13 protein-coding genes and 1 other RNA gene are annotated in these 15,088 nt (G+C 64.7%); 9 read left to right on the top strand and 5 right to left on the bottom strand.

Going from position 1 to position 15,088, the window contains the following annotated elements; genetic code table 11:
• The first annotated feature begins 8 nt into the window (after positions 1 to 8).
• The 3 genes from IVB24_RS32530 (at position 9) to IVB24_RS32520 (ending at position 3,234) form a co-directional block, all read left to right on the top strand.
• On the top strand, positions 9 to 1,016 hold the full coding sequence (locus IVB24_RS32530) for an ABC transporter substrate-binding protein (protein WP_247770456.1): 1,008 nt from the start codon (positions 9 to 11) through the stop codon (positions 1,014 to 1,016).
• 61 nt (positions 1,017 to 1,077) lie between these two features.
• Positions 1,078 to 2,433, top strand: coding sequence for an amidase family protein (locus IVB24_RS32525; protein WP_247770455.1), 1,356 nt, complete (start codon positions 1,078 to 1,080; stop codon positions 2,431 to 2,433).
• 72 nt (positions 2,434 to 2,505) lie between these two features.
• Positions 2,506 to 3,234 (top strand): Crp/Fnr family transcriptional regulator, encoded by a 729-nt coding sequence (locus IVB24_RS32520; RefSeq protein ID WP_094977321.1) that lies wholly within the window; start codon positions 2,506 to 2,508, stop codon positions 3,232 to 3,234.
• An 18-nt stretch (positions 3,235 to 3,252) separates the two neighbouring features.
• Here IVB24_RS32520 and IVB24_RS32515 read toward each other — a convergent pair whose 3' ends face one another.
• On the bottom strand, positions 3,253 to 3,594 hold the full coding sequence (locus tag IVB24_RS32515; RefSeq protein WP_094977322.1) for a DUF6665 family protein: 342 nt from the start codon (positions 3,592 to 3,594) through the stop codon (positions 3,253 to 3,255).
• A 53-nt stretch (positions 3,595 to 3,647) separates the two neighbouring features.
• Entirely contained in the window at positions 3,648 to 4,283 is a 636-nt protein-coding gene (locus IVB24_RS32510; RefSeq protein ID WP_140480888.1) for a TetR/AcrR family transcriptional regulator, read from the bottom strand.
• A 197-nt stretch (positions 4,284 to 4,480) separates the two neighbouring features.
• On the opposite strand from IVB24_RS32510, the gene IVB24_RS32505 reads away from it, so the two are divergent.
• The 4 genes from IVB24_RS32505 to IVB24_RS32490 all read left to right on the top strand — a co-directional run bounded on the left by IVB24_RS32505 (position 4,481) and on the right by IVB24_RS32490 (position 11,225).
• The gene (locus tag IVB24_RS32505; RefSeq protein ID WP_247770454.1) at positions 4,481 to 5,794 is read left to right on the top strand and encodes an HlyD family secretion protein; all 1,314 of its coding nucleotides are present in this window, start codon (positions 4,481 to 4,483) and stop codon (positions 5,792 to 5,794) included.
• A gap of 204 nt (positions 5,795 to 5,998) precedes the next feature.
• On the top strand, positions 5,999 to 7,582 hold the full coding sequence (locus IVB24_RS32500) for a DHA2 family efflux MFS transporter permease subunit (protein ID WP_247770453.1): 1,584 nt from the start codon (positions 5,999 to 6,001) through the stop codon (positions 7,580 to 7,582).
• A 369-nt stretch (positions 7,583 to 7,951) separates the two neighbouring features.
• Complete coding sequence (locus IVB24_RS32495; protein WP_247770452.1) at positions 7,952 to 9,751, top strand: ABC transporter ATP-binding protein; 1,800 nt, start codon at positions 7,952 to 7,954, stop codon at positions 9,749 to 9,751.
• Between the two features lie 67 nt (positions 9,752 to 9,818).
• Positions 9,819 to 11,225 (top strand): MATE family efflux transporter, encoded by a 1,407-nt coding sequence (locus tag IVB24_RS32490; protein ID WP_247770451.1) that lies wholly within the window; start codon positions 9,819 to 9,821, stop codon positions 11,223 to 11,225.
• 200 nt (positions 11,226 to 11,425) lie between these two features.
• On the opposite strand, the gene IVB24_RS32485 is transcribed toward IVB24_RS32490, so the two are convergent.
• The gene (locus IVB24_RS32485) at positions 11,426 to 12,169 is read right to left on the bottom strand and encodes a sulfite exporter TauE/SafE family protein (RefSeq protein WP_166468373.1); all 744 of its coding nucleotides are present in this window, start codon (positions 12,167 to 12,169) and stop codon (positions 11,426 to 11,428) included.
• Between the two features lie 234 nt (positions 12,170 to 12,403).
• Between IVB24_RS32485 and IVB24_RS32480 the strand changes: the two genes are divergently transcribed.
• Positions 12,404 to 12,661: a hypothetical protein gene (locus IVB24_RS32480; protein WP_247770450.1), complete on the top strand. Its 258-nt coding sequence runs from the start codon at positions 12,404 to 12,406 to the stop codon at positions 12,659 to 12,661.
• Positions 12,662 to 12,671: 10 nt separating this feature from the next.
• On the opposite strand, the gene IVB24_RS32475 is transcribed toward IVB24_RS32480, so the two are convergent.
• Positions 12,672 to 14,042 carry a PLP-dependent aminotransferase family protein gene (locus tag IVB24_RS32475; RefSeq protein WP_162308699.1) on the bottom strand — a complete coding sequence of 457 codons (1,371 nt, stop codon included), beginning with the start codon at positions 14,040 to 14,042 and terminating at the stop codon, positions 12,672 to 12,674.
• A gap of 77 nt (positions 14,043 to 14,119) precedes the next feature.
• Here IVB24_RS32475 and IVB24_RS32470 point away from each other — a divergent pair, with 77 nt between their 5' ends.
• The gene (locus tag IVB24_RS32470) at positions 14,120 to 14,554 is read left to right on the top strand and encodes a DUF983 domain-containing protein (protein ID WP_247770449.1); all 435 of its coding nucleotides are present in this window, start codon (positions 14,120 to 14,122) and stop codon (positions 14,552 to 14,554) included.
• 74 nt (positions 14,555 to 14,628) lie between these two features.
• Here IVB24_RS32470 and rnpB read toward each other — a convergent pair.
• Positions 14,629 to 15,055: RNase P RNA component class A (rnpB, locus tag IVB24_RS32465), an RNA gene on the bottom strand.
• Positions 15,056 to 15,088 lie beyond the last annotated feature (33 nt).

Here is a 15,088-nt window from a genome sequence, read left to right as displayed (position 1 = left end):
TCGATACGATGAAGAGATTTGTTGCCACGCTCGCACTTGCCACGCTCGCGTTCACGTCCACCCCGCGCGCCGAAGACAGGCCGGCGAAAGTGACCGTCGGCTATCTGAATCTGGTGAATGCCCAGCTCGTCACCAAGCATCTCGGCCTGCTCGCCAAGGAGATGCCGGGCGTCGACATCAAATACGTGAAGGTTGGTGGTGGCGGCGACATGCTGCGCGCGATCGCCGGCAGTGACGTCGACTTCGGCGGCCTCGGCAACCCACCGACCGCGATCGGCGCGACCCGGGCGCTGCCGATCAAGGGCATCCTCGTCATCAACATGCTCGACTATGTCGAATCGATGGTGGTTCGTGCCGACAAGAACATCACCTCGCTCAAGGACCTCAAGGGCAAGACCGTCGCCGCGCCCTTCGGTTCGACGACACACTATCTGCTGCTCCAGGCTTTGAAAGACGAAGGCGTCGATCCCGCCTCGATGAAGATTCTCGACCTCGCGCCGTCGGACATTGCGGCGGCCTGGCTTCGCGGCGACATCGACGCCGCCTGGTTCTGGGAGCCAAACCTCGACAAGGCCGTGAAGAATGGCGGCAAGATCCTCGTCACCTCGGGCGAGATGGCGAAGCGCGGCTACCCGACCTGGGACATCGGCGTCGTCATGAACGCGTTCGCGCAGAAATATCCGTCCTACGTCGAGAAGTTCGTCAAGGCCGAATGCGAAGGCATCGATTTCTGGCTCAAGAATCCGGACAAGACCGCCGAGATCATCGCGGAGGAGCTTTCCCTTCCGCTTGAGGACGCGACGCGCATGATGAAGGGCACCGGGATGGTCCCCTGCAGCAAGCAGCTCACGGACGAGTATCTCGGCACGTCCGCGAAGAAGGGCAAGTTCGTCGACACGCTGGTCTCGACTGCCGCTTTCCTGGTGAAGCAGGAACGTCTGCCGAAGCTGTTGCCGCGTGCCGACTTCGAGGCCTTCATCCAGCCGGCCTATATCGAGAAGGTGATCGGCCGCTAAAACCGGTGCCGGCGGTCTCGTTCTCGCCGGCACCTCCTGTCCTTGCAAGCACGTGACCGACATGGATATCTCGCCCTGCCAACTCCGCGCCGCCTATCGCAGCGGCCGGCTCAAGCCGTCCGATGTCGCCGCGCATGTGCTGTCGCGTCTGAACGGCGCCGATCAGAGCGGCGTCTGGATATCGACGGCAAGTCCCGAGAACGTCATGGCCGCTGCTCGTGCGCTCGACGCGCGCAGCGGTGAGATCGATAAGTTGCCGCTCTATGGGCTCGTCTTCTCGGTGAAGGATTGCATCGACGTCGCGGGGGAGCAGACGACGTCGGCCTGTCCGGAATTCGCCTATGTCGCGAAGGATACGAGTCCGGTCGTGGCCGACGCGATCGCTGCGGGAGCAATCTATGTCGGCAAGACCAATATGGACCAGTTTGCAACCGGCCTGGTCGGCGTGCGCTCGCCCTATGGCGTTGCGCGCAACCCGCACAATCCGGATTACATCCCGGGCGGCTCCAGTTCTGGCGCGGCGGTGTCGGTCGCGACCGGCACGTCATCATTTGCTTTCGGCACCGATACCGGTGGATCGGGCAGGGTGCCGGCGTCCTATTGCGGCGTTACGGGCTTCAAGCCGGCGCCCGGCGCCTTCAGCCAGCGCGGCATGGTTTATGCGTGCCGAAGCTTCGATACCATCTCGCTTTACACGCGCGGTGCACGAGACGGCTACGACGTCTATCGCGTGCTGGCACGCCGCGATCCCGAGGATGGCTTTTCGCCGGCGGATTTTGCCGGCTGGACCGAGCAGGCGCCACCGGCGCGTCCCCTGAAGCTCGCGACACCGCGCGTCGATCAGCTCAAGTTCTTTGGCAATGCCGAGACCGAGAGGCTGTTCGGCGACGGGCTTCGCCGGTTGCGGCAACTCGGCATGGCGGTTGTTCGGGCTGATTTCGCGCCATTCACCTCGATCAACGATCTGATGTTCTTCGGACCGTTTCTCGCCGAGCGGGATGTTTCAGTTGGCGCGTTCCTCGACGCCAATCCGGATGCCGGCGTCAAGATCGTGCGCGATCTCGTCGTCGGGAGCCGGAAGTTCACGGCGGCTGACGCCTACCGTGCGCTCTACAAGGTCAAGGAAGTTCGGCGCTCGCTGTCCGACTTCTGGCGGGGCCATGATGCGCTGGTCGTGCCGACAGTCGGCACCGTATTGAGCATCGACGACGTCGCGCGCGACCCGTTGACGGCCAATTTCAACAATGGCTACTACACCAACTTCGCCAATCCGCTCGGGCTCGCCGCAATCGCGGTGCCGAACGCGGTAACGGGGGTCGGCGTGCCTTACGGGGTCACATACCTCGCGCCGGCCGGGCGGGAGCGTCTGCTTGCGGACCTCGCCTGCGCGTTCATGGGAGCGACAGCCCAGCCTTGAGCGTTTGCGCCGCGTTGCAATCTGACCAGAGACCACCTAGCCTTCGGCCCGTCGCTCGAAGGGAGACCGATCGTGGAGCGCAGTCTTGCGCATGAGGTGGCCGATCCGGCTGAGCCTTGCACGGATGTGCGGAGGGCCCGGAGCGGACGTTACGTGCTGAAGGCGTTGGAAAAGCCCGATCTCGACCTGGTGATGCGGACCGGCAGGTTGGCCATCTACCAGAACCGCGAATATCTGCTGCGGGAATCCGAGGCCGCGAACGGCATCCACATCATCCTGAGCGGGATCGTCGAAAGCACCCATGCCGGCACGCAGGGACGCGAACTGATGCTGGCAACCTGGGAGGCCGGCGATTTCGTCGGTGCACCCTACATTCTCGGCGATCACCGTCATAGCTGGTCGGCACGCGCGCTCGGCCGTGTCGAAGCGCTGCACCTCGACCAGGATGCGATCCGCCGCCTGATCGCGCAGTCGCCATCCTTTGCGGTCGCGCTGATCGAGTGCCTCGGCTTCAAGGGCGAGACCTATTCAATGCTGGCGCAGATGCTTGCTGGGCAGAAGGCGGCCGAACGGCTGGTGTTGCTGCTGGTGAAGCTATGCGAGAACGCGGCCCAGGACGAGAGCGGGCCGATCTCGCTCGGCCGGATCACGCAAGCCAATCTCGCGCGCATGATCGGCGCGACGCGGCAGTCGATCAGTCTGATCCTTGGGCGACTCCAGGACGACGGTATCATCGCGACCGGGCCGACCAAGATGGTCGTCAACGACCTCGCGGCATTGAGGAAGCAGGTGCCGGATTAGCGCAAGCTGCGTGAAATGTCATTTCGACGTCGGCTTCGTCGGTGCGGGAACAAGCCCCATGCACCGCTGCACCTCGGCCGGGACGTTGTAGGTCCGCATGATATGGCGGCTGTCGCGCAGGCCGGATGACTCCCGCTGCACCACCAGCATCCAGAGCGCCTGGCCGGCTTCCATCACCAGCTTGCGCCTGGCCGGCTGCAGCGAGGCGGGCAACTCCGGGAGCGCATGGGCGGCGTCGAACTCACGCAAGCGCGTCAGCGCCTGTTCGAGCGTGTGACCCATCCGTCCAAGCGCGGAGGCCTGTTCCTGAACGATCTCGTAATGAAGGATATCGACGGGCGGGCGAAGATCACGGGACATGAACCCAAATATAGCGCCGTCCGAATGGCCTGCAACGCATGACCGGCTTGTCGCTACTTCGCCCGATACGCTGCCAGGAACATCCGCGTCGCGCTGTCGACCACCTCGGTCATGCGCTCCTCCGACGGCGCGGGCGCGGCCTGGAAGACGAACGGCAGGAAGAGGGAAGCCTTGCACAATTCCATGAACTGCGAGGCGGCAAGGTCGCAATCGTCGATCTCGAGATTGCCGGAAGCGACGCGGGCCTGGAGATAGGCGGAGAGGCGGTTGATGCTTTTGTCGAGCACGCGCGCATAGTAGCGGCGGCCGACATCCGGCATGCGTTCGGCGATCGCCATCACTGTGCGGATCGCCGATCCGCCACCGGGCCGGCAGACCAGGTGAAGGTAGGCGAGACCGAACTCCTTCAGCGTGGTTTCGGCATCGCGCGCGGGATCGAAATTGAACACGACTTGGCCGTACTGGAGCGCTTCCTGTTCGAGGATGGCTTCGAACAGCGCGCATTTGTCGGCGAAGTAGACGTAGAGCGTGCCCTTGGAGACCTGCGCGGCGCGCGCGATCTCGCCCATGCTGGCGCCGTCGAAGCCGAGATCCATGAATACTTTGCGGGCGCCGTCCAGGATCTGGCGACGTTTGGAGCCGTCCTCCTCCTGGATGACGTGCAGATGATCGCGGCCGGCTACAACCATTGGTTCAGGGTCTCGGAAGGTTTTTGAGTCGGGTCTGCGGCCATGAAACCCGAATAAAGGATTCTCGTCAGTAGGGTCCGGCCGGGAATATTATGTATATTGACCGAACCGTTCGGTCAATGATATTTGGATTTGGCGAGAGGGAACGGGCCGCACGCCGGCTCTCCTTGATCGCGCTTTTTTTTGGGGAGGCCTTTATGGCCGTATCGAGAGACCAGGCGGCGCGCGTCCTTCGCCAGGAAACGGTGGAGGATCACGCGGACGGTGGTGCTGCGATCGAGGACGCTGCGCCCCTTGCCGAGCAGTTGCGCTCTCACTTGGCCGAGGAAGCCAAGCGCCGCACCGCCGAGGCGCCGGAGAAACCCGTGACCGACAAGCCGGCCGCACCTGCGCCCAACGCACCGGCCGCCGGCGCTCCCAAATCCGGCAAGCGCAAATTCGTGCTGATGGGTGTCGGCCTGGTGCTGGCGCTCGCGGCCGCGAGCTATGCCGGCTACTACACGCTGGTCGGACGCTTCTATATCTCCACCGACGACGCCTATGTCCGCGCCAACAACACCATGCTGGGTGCGCGCGTTGCCGGCCACATCGCCTCGATCCTGGCCGGCGACAACACCACCGTGCGCGCCGGCGACATCGTCTTCCGCATCGATGACGGCGACTACAAGATCGCGGTCGATGCCGCCGCGACCAGGATCGCGACCCAGCAGGCCACCATCGATCGCATCGGCCGCCAGATCGCCGCGCTCGACAGCCAGGTGGCGCAGGCCAAGGCGCAACTCGTCTCGGCCGAGGCGGGACTCAAGCGCGCAGATCTCGACTATGAACGCCAGCAGGCCCTGAGCAACAAGGGGTTTGCCTCGCGTGCCGTGTTCGAGAGTTCGGAAGCCGGACGCGACCAGGGCGCCGCCGCGGTCAAGGCGGCACAGGCCGCCTACGACGTTGCAATCAGCAATGTCGATGTCGCCAAGGCGCAGCAGGCCGAAGCGCAAGCCCAGCTCGCCGAGCTCAAGACCACGCTCGCCAAGGCGGAGCGCGACCTCGGCTTCACCGCCGTGCGTGCACCGGTCGACGGCACGTTCTCGAACCGTCTGGTCAGCATCGGCGATTTCGTCGCGGTCGGGCAGCGCCTCGGCAACATCGTGCCGCTCAACAACGTGTATATCGACGCGAATTTCAAGGAAACGCAGCTCAGGCGCATTCGTCCCGGCCAGCCGGTGACGATCAAGGTCGACGCCTACGGCATGCGCAAGTTCTCCGGTGTCGTCGACAGCATCGCGGCGGGCTCGGGCTCGGTGTTCACGCTGCTGCCGCCCGACAACGCCACCGGCAATTTCACCAAGATCGTGCAGCGCGTGCCGGTCCGCATCCGCGTGCCGAAGTCGGTGGCGAAGCAGAACCTGCTCCGTGCCGGCATGTCGGTCTATGCGACCGTCGACACCAACAAGGGCGCGGCCGACGCCGACAGCGAGGTCGACCTCGACGATCCCACCGCGATCCATCCGCAGTAGGATTTGGTGACATGAGCCGCGCCGCCACCTCTCACGCAGGTGCGCTCCCTCTCCCGCTTGCGGGAGAGGGCTGGGGAGAGGGTGCCTCCGCAACGGGACAATCCCCAAGCGGAGAGAGCCCCCACCCGGCGCTTCGCGCCGACCTCTCCCGCAAGCGGGAGAGGTGCACCGACCTCGCGGCTTGCTTCAGTCAGAGCTGACACAATGGCCAACGCCACCACCGCTTCACCCGCCATGATGGCGGACCCCGCTTCGGAGCGCATCGCGCCGAAGCGGTTGTTCGCGTTCATCATCATGGTGTTCGGGATGTTCATGTCGATCCTGGACATCCAGATCGTCTCGGCTTCCCTCAGCGAGATCCAGGCGGGTCTGTCGGCGAGCTCCAGCGAAGTCTCCTGGGTCCAGACCGCCTATCTGATCGCCGAGGTCATCGCGATCCCGCTGTCGGGATTCCTGTCGCGCGCCTTCGGCACGCGGCTGCTGTTCGCGATCTCGGCGGCCGGCTTCACCGCCTCGAGCCTGCTCTGCGGCTTCGCCACCACCATCGAGGAGATGATCCTCTGGCGTGCATTGCAGGGATTTTTGGGCGCCGGCATGATCCCGACGGTGTTCGCCTCGGCCTATACCGTGTTCCCGCGATCGAAATTCCACATCGTCGGTCCCATCATCGGACTGGTCGCGACCCTCGCACCGACGATCGGGCCGACGGTCGGCGGCTACATCACCGACCTGATGTCGTGGAACTGGCTGTTCTTCATCAACGTCGTGCCCGGCATCGGCATCACCATCGGCGTGCTCGCGCTGGTCGATTTCGACGAGCCGCATTTCGAACTGCTCGACCGCTTCGACTGGTGGGGCCTCTTGTTCATGGCCGGCTTTCTCGGCACGCTGGAATACGTGCTCGAAGAGGGGCCGCAATATGAATGGATGCAGGACACCTCGGTCGCGATCTGCGCCTGGATCTGCGCCATCTCGGCGATCGCCTTCTTCTGGCGCGTTTTCACGGCGGCCGAGCCGATCGTGAATCTGCGCACCTTCTCGGATCGCAATTTCGCGATCGGCTGTCTCCTGCAGTTCTGCATCGGCATCGGCCTCTACGGCCTGACCTACATCTATCCGCGCTATCTCGCCGAGGTGCGCGGCTACAGCGCGCTGATGATCGGCGAGACCATGTTCGTCTCCGGCATCACCATGTTCCTGGTCGCGCCGCTGGTCGGCCGGCTCATGACGAAGCTCGACATGCGCTACATGATCGCATTCGGCCTCGTCGTGTTCGCGATCGGCTCCTACCAGATGACCTGGATCACCCGCGACTACGATTTCTACGAGCTGCTGGTGCCGCAGATCCTGCGCGGCATCGGCATGATGTTCGCGATGGTGCCGACCAACAACATCGCGCTCGGCACGCTGGCGCCTGACAGGGTGAAGAACGCCTCGGGCCTGTTCAACCTGATGCGCAACCTCGGCGGCGCAGTCGGCCTCGCCGTCATCAACACCGTGCTCAACGACCGCACCGATTTGCACATCACCCGCCTCCAGGAGCGCGTGACCTGGGGCAATGCGACCGCGACCGAAACGCTGACCATGTTCATGCAGAAGTTCCAGGGGCTCGGCGATTCCACGCTGATGGCGATGAAGCAGCTCTCCCAGCTCGTGCACCGCCAGGCCGTGGTGATGAGCTTCGGCGACGCCTTCTTCGTGCTGACGCTGTTCTATCTCGGCCTCACCCTGCTGGTGACGCTGCTGAACAAGCCGGCCTCGCTGACCGGCGGCGGCGACGCGCATTGACCGCGCTTCGCCTGACGTCCTTCGTTCGAAGGAGGAACCAAATTGCAACACTCGTCCGTGATATCGCGCGGGCCCCGTTGCAAACCGAAAACGACGCATCTATAAAGCGCACCTCATTCATTCGAACCGGGGAGAGATTTGCATGATTTCGTCGCATTCGCAGATCGCCCGCCCGCGCTCGATGATGTTCTGGCTCGGTATCTGCTCGGCCTCCTAGAGGCCTCTTCCGCCAGCTTCGATTGGGCACAAAGTCCCGATCGCTCCGCTTCCCAAGTCAAATTCAGTCTCAAGTGACGCTGTTCCGGCCCTCGCGGCCGGCCTGCGTCCATCGATGGAGCCGGACCGCGCCAGAAGCGGCCGGATGATGCCATGACCGCTCTGTCAAAAAAGCCCGCGGCGATCCGCCTGGTGCTGCCCTTCGTGTTCCGGCACTGGCTGAAGCAGCCGGGACGGGGCCTGATCGTGGCCGGCGGCTTGCTGGGTGCCACCATCGCCGACCTGTTCATGCCGGTCTTCTCGGGTCGGCTGGTCGATGCGCTGACGCGCGGCCCGTCCGATCCTGATGCGCGGCATGCCGCCCTGATTGCCTTCGGCGCCATCGTGGCGCTGGGCGCCGCGTCCGTGGTGCTGCGGCTGGCCGGCCTGCAGGCGATCGTGCCGTTCACACTCAAGACCATGTCGGACGTCGCACAGGAGGCTTTCATCCGCGTGCAGCGCTTCTCCACCGATTGGCAGGCAAACTCCTTCGCGGGCTCGACCGTGCGCAAGATCACGCGCGGCATGTGGGCGCTCGACCTGCTCAACGACACCATCCTGATGGCGCTCGCGCCCTCGCTGCTGGTCTTGATCGGCTCGATGGTCCTGATCGGGATGCACTGGGCCTCGCTCGGCGCGGTGATCGCGGTCGGCGCGTTCTTCTACGTCGCCGTGACCGTCGTGTTCTCGACGCGCTACATCGCGCCGGCAGCGCGCATCTCCAATGCCTGGGACACCAAGGTCGGCGGCACGCTTGCGGATGCCCTGACCTGCAACGCCGTGGTGAAGTCGTTCGGCGCGGAGGCGCGCGAGGATTCGCGGCTCGCCCGTGTCATCAACCGATGGCGGGTGCGGGTGCGGCGCACCTGGCTGCGCTACAACTACACGGCCATGGCGCAGCTCTCGCTGCTGCTCTGCCTCCGCACGTCCGTGATCGGCGGCGCGGTGCTGTTGTGGATGTCGGGACGCGCCTCGCCCGGCGACGTGACTTATGTGCTGACCAGCTACTACATCATCCACGCCTATTTGCGTGACGTCGGCATGCACATCAACAACCTCCAGCGCTCGGTCAACGACATGGACGAGCTGGTGGCGATCCATGCCGAGCCGATCGGCATCGCCGATGCGGCCGGTGCGCAGCCGATAGCGATCGAGGGCGGCGAGATCGTGTTCGAGGACGTGACGTTCCACTATGGCGGCCATCGCGCGCCGCTCTACGACGGGCTGTCGGTGACGATCCGGGCCGGTGAACGTGTCGGCCTGGTCGGCCGCTCCGGCTCCGGCAAGACCACCTTCGTCAAGCTGGTACAGCGGCTCTACGACGTCACCGGCGGTCGCGTGCTGATCGACGGGCTGGACATCGCATTGGCTACACAGCAATCGCTGCGCAACCAGATCGCGATCGTGCAGCAGGACCCGATCCTGTTCCACCGTTCGCTGGCCGAGAACATCGCCTATGGCCGGCCCGGGGCCAGCCTCGAGGCGATCGAGCACGCGGCGCGGCTTGCCAACGCGCACGACTTCATCCTGCGCCTGCCGAAGGGTTACGACACGCTGGTCGGCGAGCGCGGCGTGAAACTGTCGGGCGGCGAGCGGCAGCGCGTGGCGCTGGCGCGCGCCTTCCTGGCGGACGCGCCGGTGCTGATCCTGGACGAGGCGACCTCGAGCCTCGATTCGGAATCGGAGGCGCTGATTCAGGAGGCGATGGAGCGGCTGATGAAGGGCCGGACCTCGATCGTGATTGCGCACCGGCTGTCGACGGTGCGCAGTCTCGATCGCATCCTGGTGTTCGACCGCGGCGAGATCGTCGAGCAGGGCACCCATGCCATGCTCGCGGGCAAGCCGGGAGGCATCTATCGCGGCCTGTTCGAGCGCCAGGTGGTCGAGCTCGGGCACGTCGCAGCGGCGGAGTGAGGCGGGCGGCTGCGGGACGAAAGTCCCGCAGTCACGGCGCCAAGGAATGCGTCAAGGATGGAATGAGATGAAAGACCTGACGAACGGCTCCATCGTGAGACACATCCTCGTCATGACGCCGCCGATCATGGCCGGCATGATCTCGATCATGATCTGCCAGCTGGTCGATCTGTATTTCGTGTCGGGATTGGGCGATGCCGCCGTCGCGGGTGTCGCTGCGGCCGGCAACGCCGGCTTTCTCGTCAACGGGCTGATGCAGGTGCTCGGCGTCGGCACGGTCGCGCTGATCGCACATGCCGTGGGACGCAAGGATCGGGCGGACGCCAATCTGATCTTCAACCAGGCGGTCGCGCTGTCGGTGCTGTTCGGCCTGCTGACCCTGGTCGCGGGAGCGGTGCTGTCGCGCCTTTATATGCGTTCGATCGCCGCGGACCAGGCCACGATCGAGGCGGGAACCATTTATCTGCTGTGGTTCATGCCGGCGCTCGCTCTGGAGTTCGTCATGCAAGTGATTGCGTCCGCGCTCCGTGCGACCGGCATCGTGCGTCCCGCCATGTTGGTGCGGGTCGTCGCTGTTATCATCAACATCGCGCTGGCGCCGGTGCTGATCTCGGGCTGGGGCACCGGCTACGCGCTTGGCGTCGCCGGCGCGGGGCTGGCGAGTTCGATCGCGGTTGCCATCGGCGCTCTGATGCTGCTGGCGTATTTCCGCAAGGTCGAGCGCTATGTCGCTTTCAATCCTGCGCAATGGCGTCCGCAGCCGCACCATTTGAAGCGCATTCTCAACGTCGGCCTGCCCGCCGGCGGCGAGTTCGCGATGATGTTCATCTTCATGGCAGTGGTCTACTATGTGCTGCGCGATTTCGGCGCGGCGGCGCAGGCCGGCTTCGGCATCGGGCAGCGCGTGCTCGGCCTGATCAACATGCCGGCGCTTGCGGTCGGGCTGGCGGCCGGGCCGATCGCCGGCCAGAACGTCGGCGCAGCCAACGCTGCGCGCGTGCGGGAGACTTTCGTCAAGGCTGCTTTGATCGTCACGATCGTGATGACCGGCTTCATGATCCTTGCGCAGTTGAAACCGGAGCTGCTGCTCGCCGGATTCTCGAATGACCCCGAGACGATGGACATCGCCTACCTGTTCCTGCGGATCATATCGCTCAACATGGTGGCGCAGGGGCTGATCTTCACCTGCTCGAGCATGTTCCAGGCCCTCGGCAACACCCGACCGGTGCTCTTGAGCTCGGCGACGCGCGTGTTCACCTACTCGCTGCCGGCGATCTGGCTCTCGACGCGGCCGGGCTTTCGCATGGAATACGTTTGGTACCTGTCGGTCGCGGCGACGATGTTGCAGGCGGGCTTGAGCCTGTGGCTGCTGCACCGCGAGTTCGGGAAGCGCCTGACGTCGGCGCCGAAGGAGGCGGTCCCAGAGCAGGAGAGCGCCGAAGCCGTTGCACCTCTCGCCCGCGAGCCTGCGTAACGGTAGCTTGTTTCATCCTGGCTGCTCCGGCTAACGTGCCGGGCGGTGGTGGTTGCTGTCCTTGTTGGCGCCGACGTCGCAGGCGATATCGCCCGGTTTGAGATGCCGCCAAATGGTGGTGAACTCGGTCCGCTCGTCGCGCAGCAGCGCCTTAAGCGCACGAACCCAAAATCTGATGCTCGTGGCCGCAAACCATGCGATCAGATCGCGCCGATGCTGTTCCAGACCAGGGTGAGACCGGAGAGGAACAGCAGGCCGAGCACGACGTCGCCAAAATGCTTGTCGTTCAGCGCGTGATAAACGCGCGCGCCGGCCCAGGCGCCGATCAGCGTGCCCGGAAAGGCAACGGCTGCGAGCCAGATCACCTTGAGCTCCACGATGCCGGACACGGTCTGCATCACCAGCGCGGCCGAGAGCACCGTGAAGTTGAAGAGCTGGAAGATGCCGCGCCGCTCATGCTTGTTCCAGCCGCGGATATTGGCCCAGAGAATCGGCAGCGGCCCGGACAACCCGGCGAGGCCGCCGAGAATACCGCCGGCAAAGCCGATCGCGCCGTCGGCGAGGCGGCCGCCGAACTTGATCGCGAGCGGTCTCTTGTTCAGATAGAGCGCGCTCGAGAAGACCAGAATTAAAATGCCGACGCTCAGCTTGAACACTTTTGGATCGGCCGAGGCGATCAGCATGGTGCCGAGCGGCACGCCGATCAATCCCCCGATCAGGAACGGCCATACCAGCGAAAGATCAAAACTCTTCCACATCGACGGCAGCGTCGAAGTCTGCGCGATCACCGAGCAGATCAGCACCAGCGGCACCGCGAGCGAGGGCGGCAGCACGTAGAGCCAGATCCCGAGCGCCATCAGCGCCGTGCCGAAACCGGCGAGGCCCGAGACGAAGCCACCGGCCAATGCACCGAACAGCAGCAACGCGTAAGTGGACGTTTCCAACCGATTATCCCTGCAGCAATGGGCGATCCCGAACGGTTGATCGCCACTGCCCGCATAGCACGGCTTCGGCCGTGAAGGTCAATTTCAAAACCGCACGCAAGCGTGATCCTGGGACCAATCAGGGACGGGCGTTCGCGGAAGACGCGCCTACATGATGGCCGTACTTCAATCGGGGGGCATGCCAACGCCATTTGATGCGCTCGCTTGTCCGGAACCAGAGGACGGAGAAGGACGATGACCCGTACGAAGATTGCCGTTGCGGCCGCGCTACTGTCGGCGGCTTCCTTGATGCCGACCATGGCGCAGGCGCAGTTTTCCGAACCTGCGGCCTATCAGGCCGCCCATCCCGATCGCGACGTGCTCAATGGCGGCCAGCTTACGCCGGCGGGGCGCGCAGCCCGCGGTGAGACGGGGGCGCCGAGCGAGGCCTATGCGGCCTTTCCATCAGGTGCGACGCCCGTCGTCCGCCCGCGCCATCGCCGTCATCATTAGGTTTCACTAGCTAGACGATCTGCCTGGTGTCGGCGGGCCTGTGCAGCGCGCCGACCAGGATGCGCAGCGCTTCGGTCAATTCGGCCCTGTTGCGCGCGGCACCAAGTGAGACGCGTGCCGCGTTCGGCGGCGTTCCGTCGACGGTGAAGGCATCGCCGGCGACGACTGCGAGGCCATTGCGCAAGAGATATCCTGCGACGTCGGGCCGGTTCTCAGGCAGTCGCAGCCAGAGATGATGCGCGGCGGGCTTTGCCAGAAACTGAAATCCCTTCAGGGCGCGCTGGGCGAGCTGCTGGCGGCCGACAGCCTCATTGCGGATGGCCGTGATGATGCGATCGGCAATGCCGGTCTCGATCCAGTGCGTCACCAGCGCGACCATCAACGGCGCCGGCATCTGCACGGTCGCCTGCAGGCAGGTCCGCATGTCCTGCTGCGCGGCGTTGTCGGGCGTCACGAGATATGCAACGCGCAGCGCAGGTGCGATGCATTTTGACAACGTGGTTGCGAGATAAGTCCGCTCCGGAATGAGATTCGCGATCGGCGAGGCCGCACGGTCGAGCAGGCCGTAGGCGTCATCCTCGATCAGCACCGTGTCGGCATCGCGGACGATCTTTGCAATCGCATTGCGCCGCTCGGCCGACAGCGTCGCCGTGGTCGGATTGTGCAGCGTCGGAATGAGATAGACGGCCTTCGGATTGTGCGTGCGGCACGCTTTCGCCAGCGCGTCGGGCAGGATGCCGCCGTCATCCATGGCGACGCTCACGAGTTTGACGCCGAGCTGCGCGGCGGCTGCCTTGATGCCGGGAAAGGTGAGAGCTTCGGTCAGCACGACGTCGCCGGGCCAAGCAAGGTGCGCGAGCAGGTTAAACAGGATGGTCTGCGCCCCGGGAAAGATCACGAGCCTGTCGGCATGTGCGTGCGGCACGCGGATGCGCATCCAGCGCGCCGCGACCTCGCGCTCATGGGCACTGCCACCGGGCGGCTGGTAATTCAGGAAGGCGGTCAGGCCCGATTGCGCGCGCAGGGCCTCCATGCCGGCGATGATGCGTTCGTCGAGCTGCGCCTCCAGCGGATGCGGCGGCACGTTCATCGACAGGTCGATCGCGACCGGATGCGGCAGGTCGACCGCGCGGCGCGCGCTGGTCTCCGACACGAACGATCCCTGGCCGACGCGCGCTTCCATGATGCCGCGTCGCCGCGCCTCGGTGTAGGCGCGCGTCACCGTGGTGAGGTCGACGCCGAGCGCCTTTGCCAGCGCGCGCTGCGTCGGCAATTGCTGGCCGCGCACCAGCCGGCCGGCGCCGATGTCGGCTTCCATGGCCTCGACGATGCGCTGATAGCGCGGCCCTGATAGCTCCGAGATTGTCGGGGTCCAATCCATGCAATTTAGCTCCAAATCCTTTGAATGTATGGATGCAAGATATTATTGTATGGACCAGTGAAAAGGAAGGTGCTGTCATGGCAACCGGTTCGATCTCTCTGGCGAAGGCAATGTGGCGCGGTTTCCGGGGCAAGTGCCCGAACTGCGGCGAGGGTCATCTGTTCGGCCGTTTCCTGAAGGTCGCGGGCGCTTGTGACCATTGCGGCGAGGATCTGTTCCACCAGCGCGCCGACGACTTTCCCGCCTATCTCGTGATTGTCGTGGTCGGCCATCTCGTGGTGCCGGCGATCCTCGCGGTCGAGACCGCGTATGCGCCGGCGGTCTGGCTGCAATTGGCGGTGTGGTTGCCGGTGACGCTGTTCGCTTCGCTCGCGCTGCTGCAGCCGACCAAGGGTGCGATCGTCGGGCTGCAATGGCAGATCGGCATGCACGGTTTCGAGGTGAGCAAGCAGCGGCGCAAGGCCGCCGAGCTCGCGCCCGTGCTGGTGAAAGCGGACACGCGTGCCGCCTGAGGCGCGACGACGTTGAGGCGTTGCTGAAAATGGTGAGGGGTTCGATGCGGTCGGCATCGAACCCCTCGTTGCAAGATATCAGCCGGCCTGTAAGCCGGGTTCTGTAAGGCACCGTCCGCTTGCGCGAACGATACGCGACGGCCATTCCTCTGGGACCATGTTTGCACATGGCCTCAAGCAACCTACCCGGACGGCGGGCCTGACATCGCCCCGCGGCGTTATCGCTTGCGCGAACAGCCCGCTACGCCGTCCCTATTCGGTTTTGCTCCCGGTGGGGTTTGCCATGCCGGCTCCGTTGCCGGACCCGCGGTGCGCTCTTACCGCACCTTTTCACCCTTACTCCGCGAAGCCCGGAGGCGACGCGAAGCGGTTCGTTCTCTGTGGCACTTTCCCTGGGGTCACCCCCGCCGGACGTTATCCGGCACCGTATGTCAAGGGAGCCCGGACTTTCCTCCCCGGCGGCCTTTCGGCACCTGCCGGAGCGGCCGTCCGGCCGACTGACGGACAACGCATGAGGCATTTGTGACGGTTTCG

The organism is Bradyrhizobium sp. 192, assembly GCF_023100965.1.
Taxonomy (GTDB): domain Bacteria; phylum Pseudomonadota; class Alphaproteobacteria; order Rhizobiales; family Xanthobacteraceae; genus Bradyrhizobium; species Bradyrhizobium symbiodeficiens.
The sequence above is the reverse complement of the archived record's forward strand: the minus strand, read 5'-3'. Positions and strand labels throughout refer to the sequence as shown.

Bases quoted from the DNA above. Each gene is read 5' to 3' on its own strand.
- IVB24_RS32530 (WP_247770456.1), top strand. From the start codon at position 9: ATGAAGAGATTTGTTGCCACGCTCGCACTTGCCACGCTCGCGTTCACG.
- IVB24_RS32525 (WP_247770455.1), top strand. From the start codon at position 1,078: ATGGATATCTCGCCCTGCCAACTCCGCGCCGCCTATCGCAGCGGCCGG.
- IVB24_RS32515 (WP_094977322.1), bottom strand. From the start codon at position 3,594: ATGTCCCGTGATCTTCGCCCGCCCGTCGATATCCTTCATTACGAGATC.
- IVB24_RS32510 (WP_140480888.1), bottom strand. From the start codon at position 4,283: ATGGTTGTAGCCGGCCGCGATCATCTGCACGTCATCCAGGAGGAGGAC.
- IVB24_RS32505 (WP_247770454.1), top strand. From the start codon at position 4,481: ATGGCCGTATCGAGAGACCAGGCGGCGCGCGTCCTTCGCCAGGAAACG.
- IVB24_RS32500 (WP_247770453.1), top strand. From the start codon at position 5,999: ATGGCCAACGCCACCACCGCTTCACCCGCCATGATGGCGGACCCCGCT.
- IVB24_RS32495 (WP_247770452.1), top strand. From the start codon at position 7,952: ATGACCGCTCTGTCAAAAAAGCCCGCGGCGATCCGCCTGGTGCTGCCC.
- IVB24_RS32490 (WP_247770451.1), top strand. From the start codon at position 9,819: ATGAAAGACCTGACGAACGGCTCCATCGTGAGACACATCCTCGTCATG.
- IVB24_RS32480 (WP_247770450.1), top strand. From the start codon at position 12,404: ATGACCCGTACGAAGATTGCCGTTGCGGCCGCGCTACTGTCGGCGGCT.
- IVB24_RS32475 (WP_162308699.1), bottom strand. From the start codon at position 14,042: ATGGATTGGACCCCGACAATCTCGGAGCTATCAGGGCCGCGCTATCAG.
- IVB24_RS32470 (WP_247770449.1), top strand. From the start codon at position 14,120: ATGGCAACCGGTTCGATCTCTCTGGCGAAGGCAATGTGGCGCGGTTTC.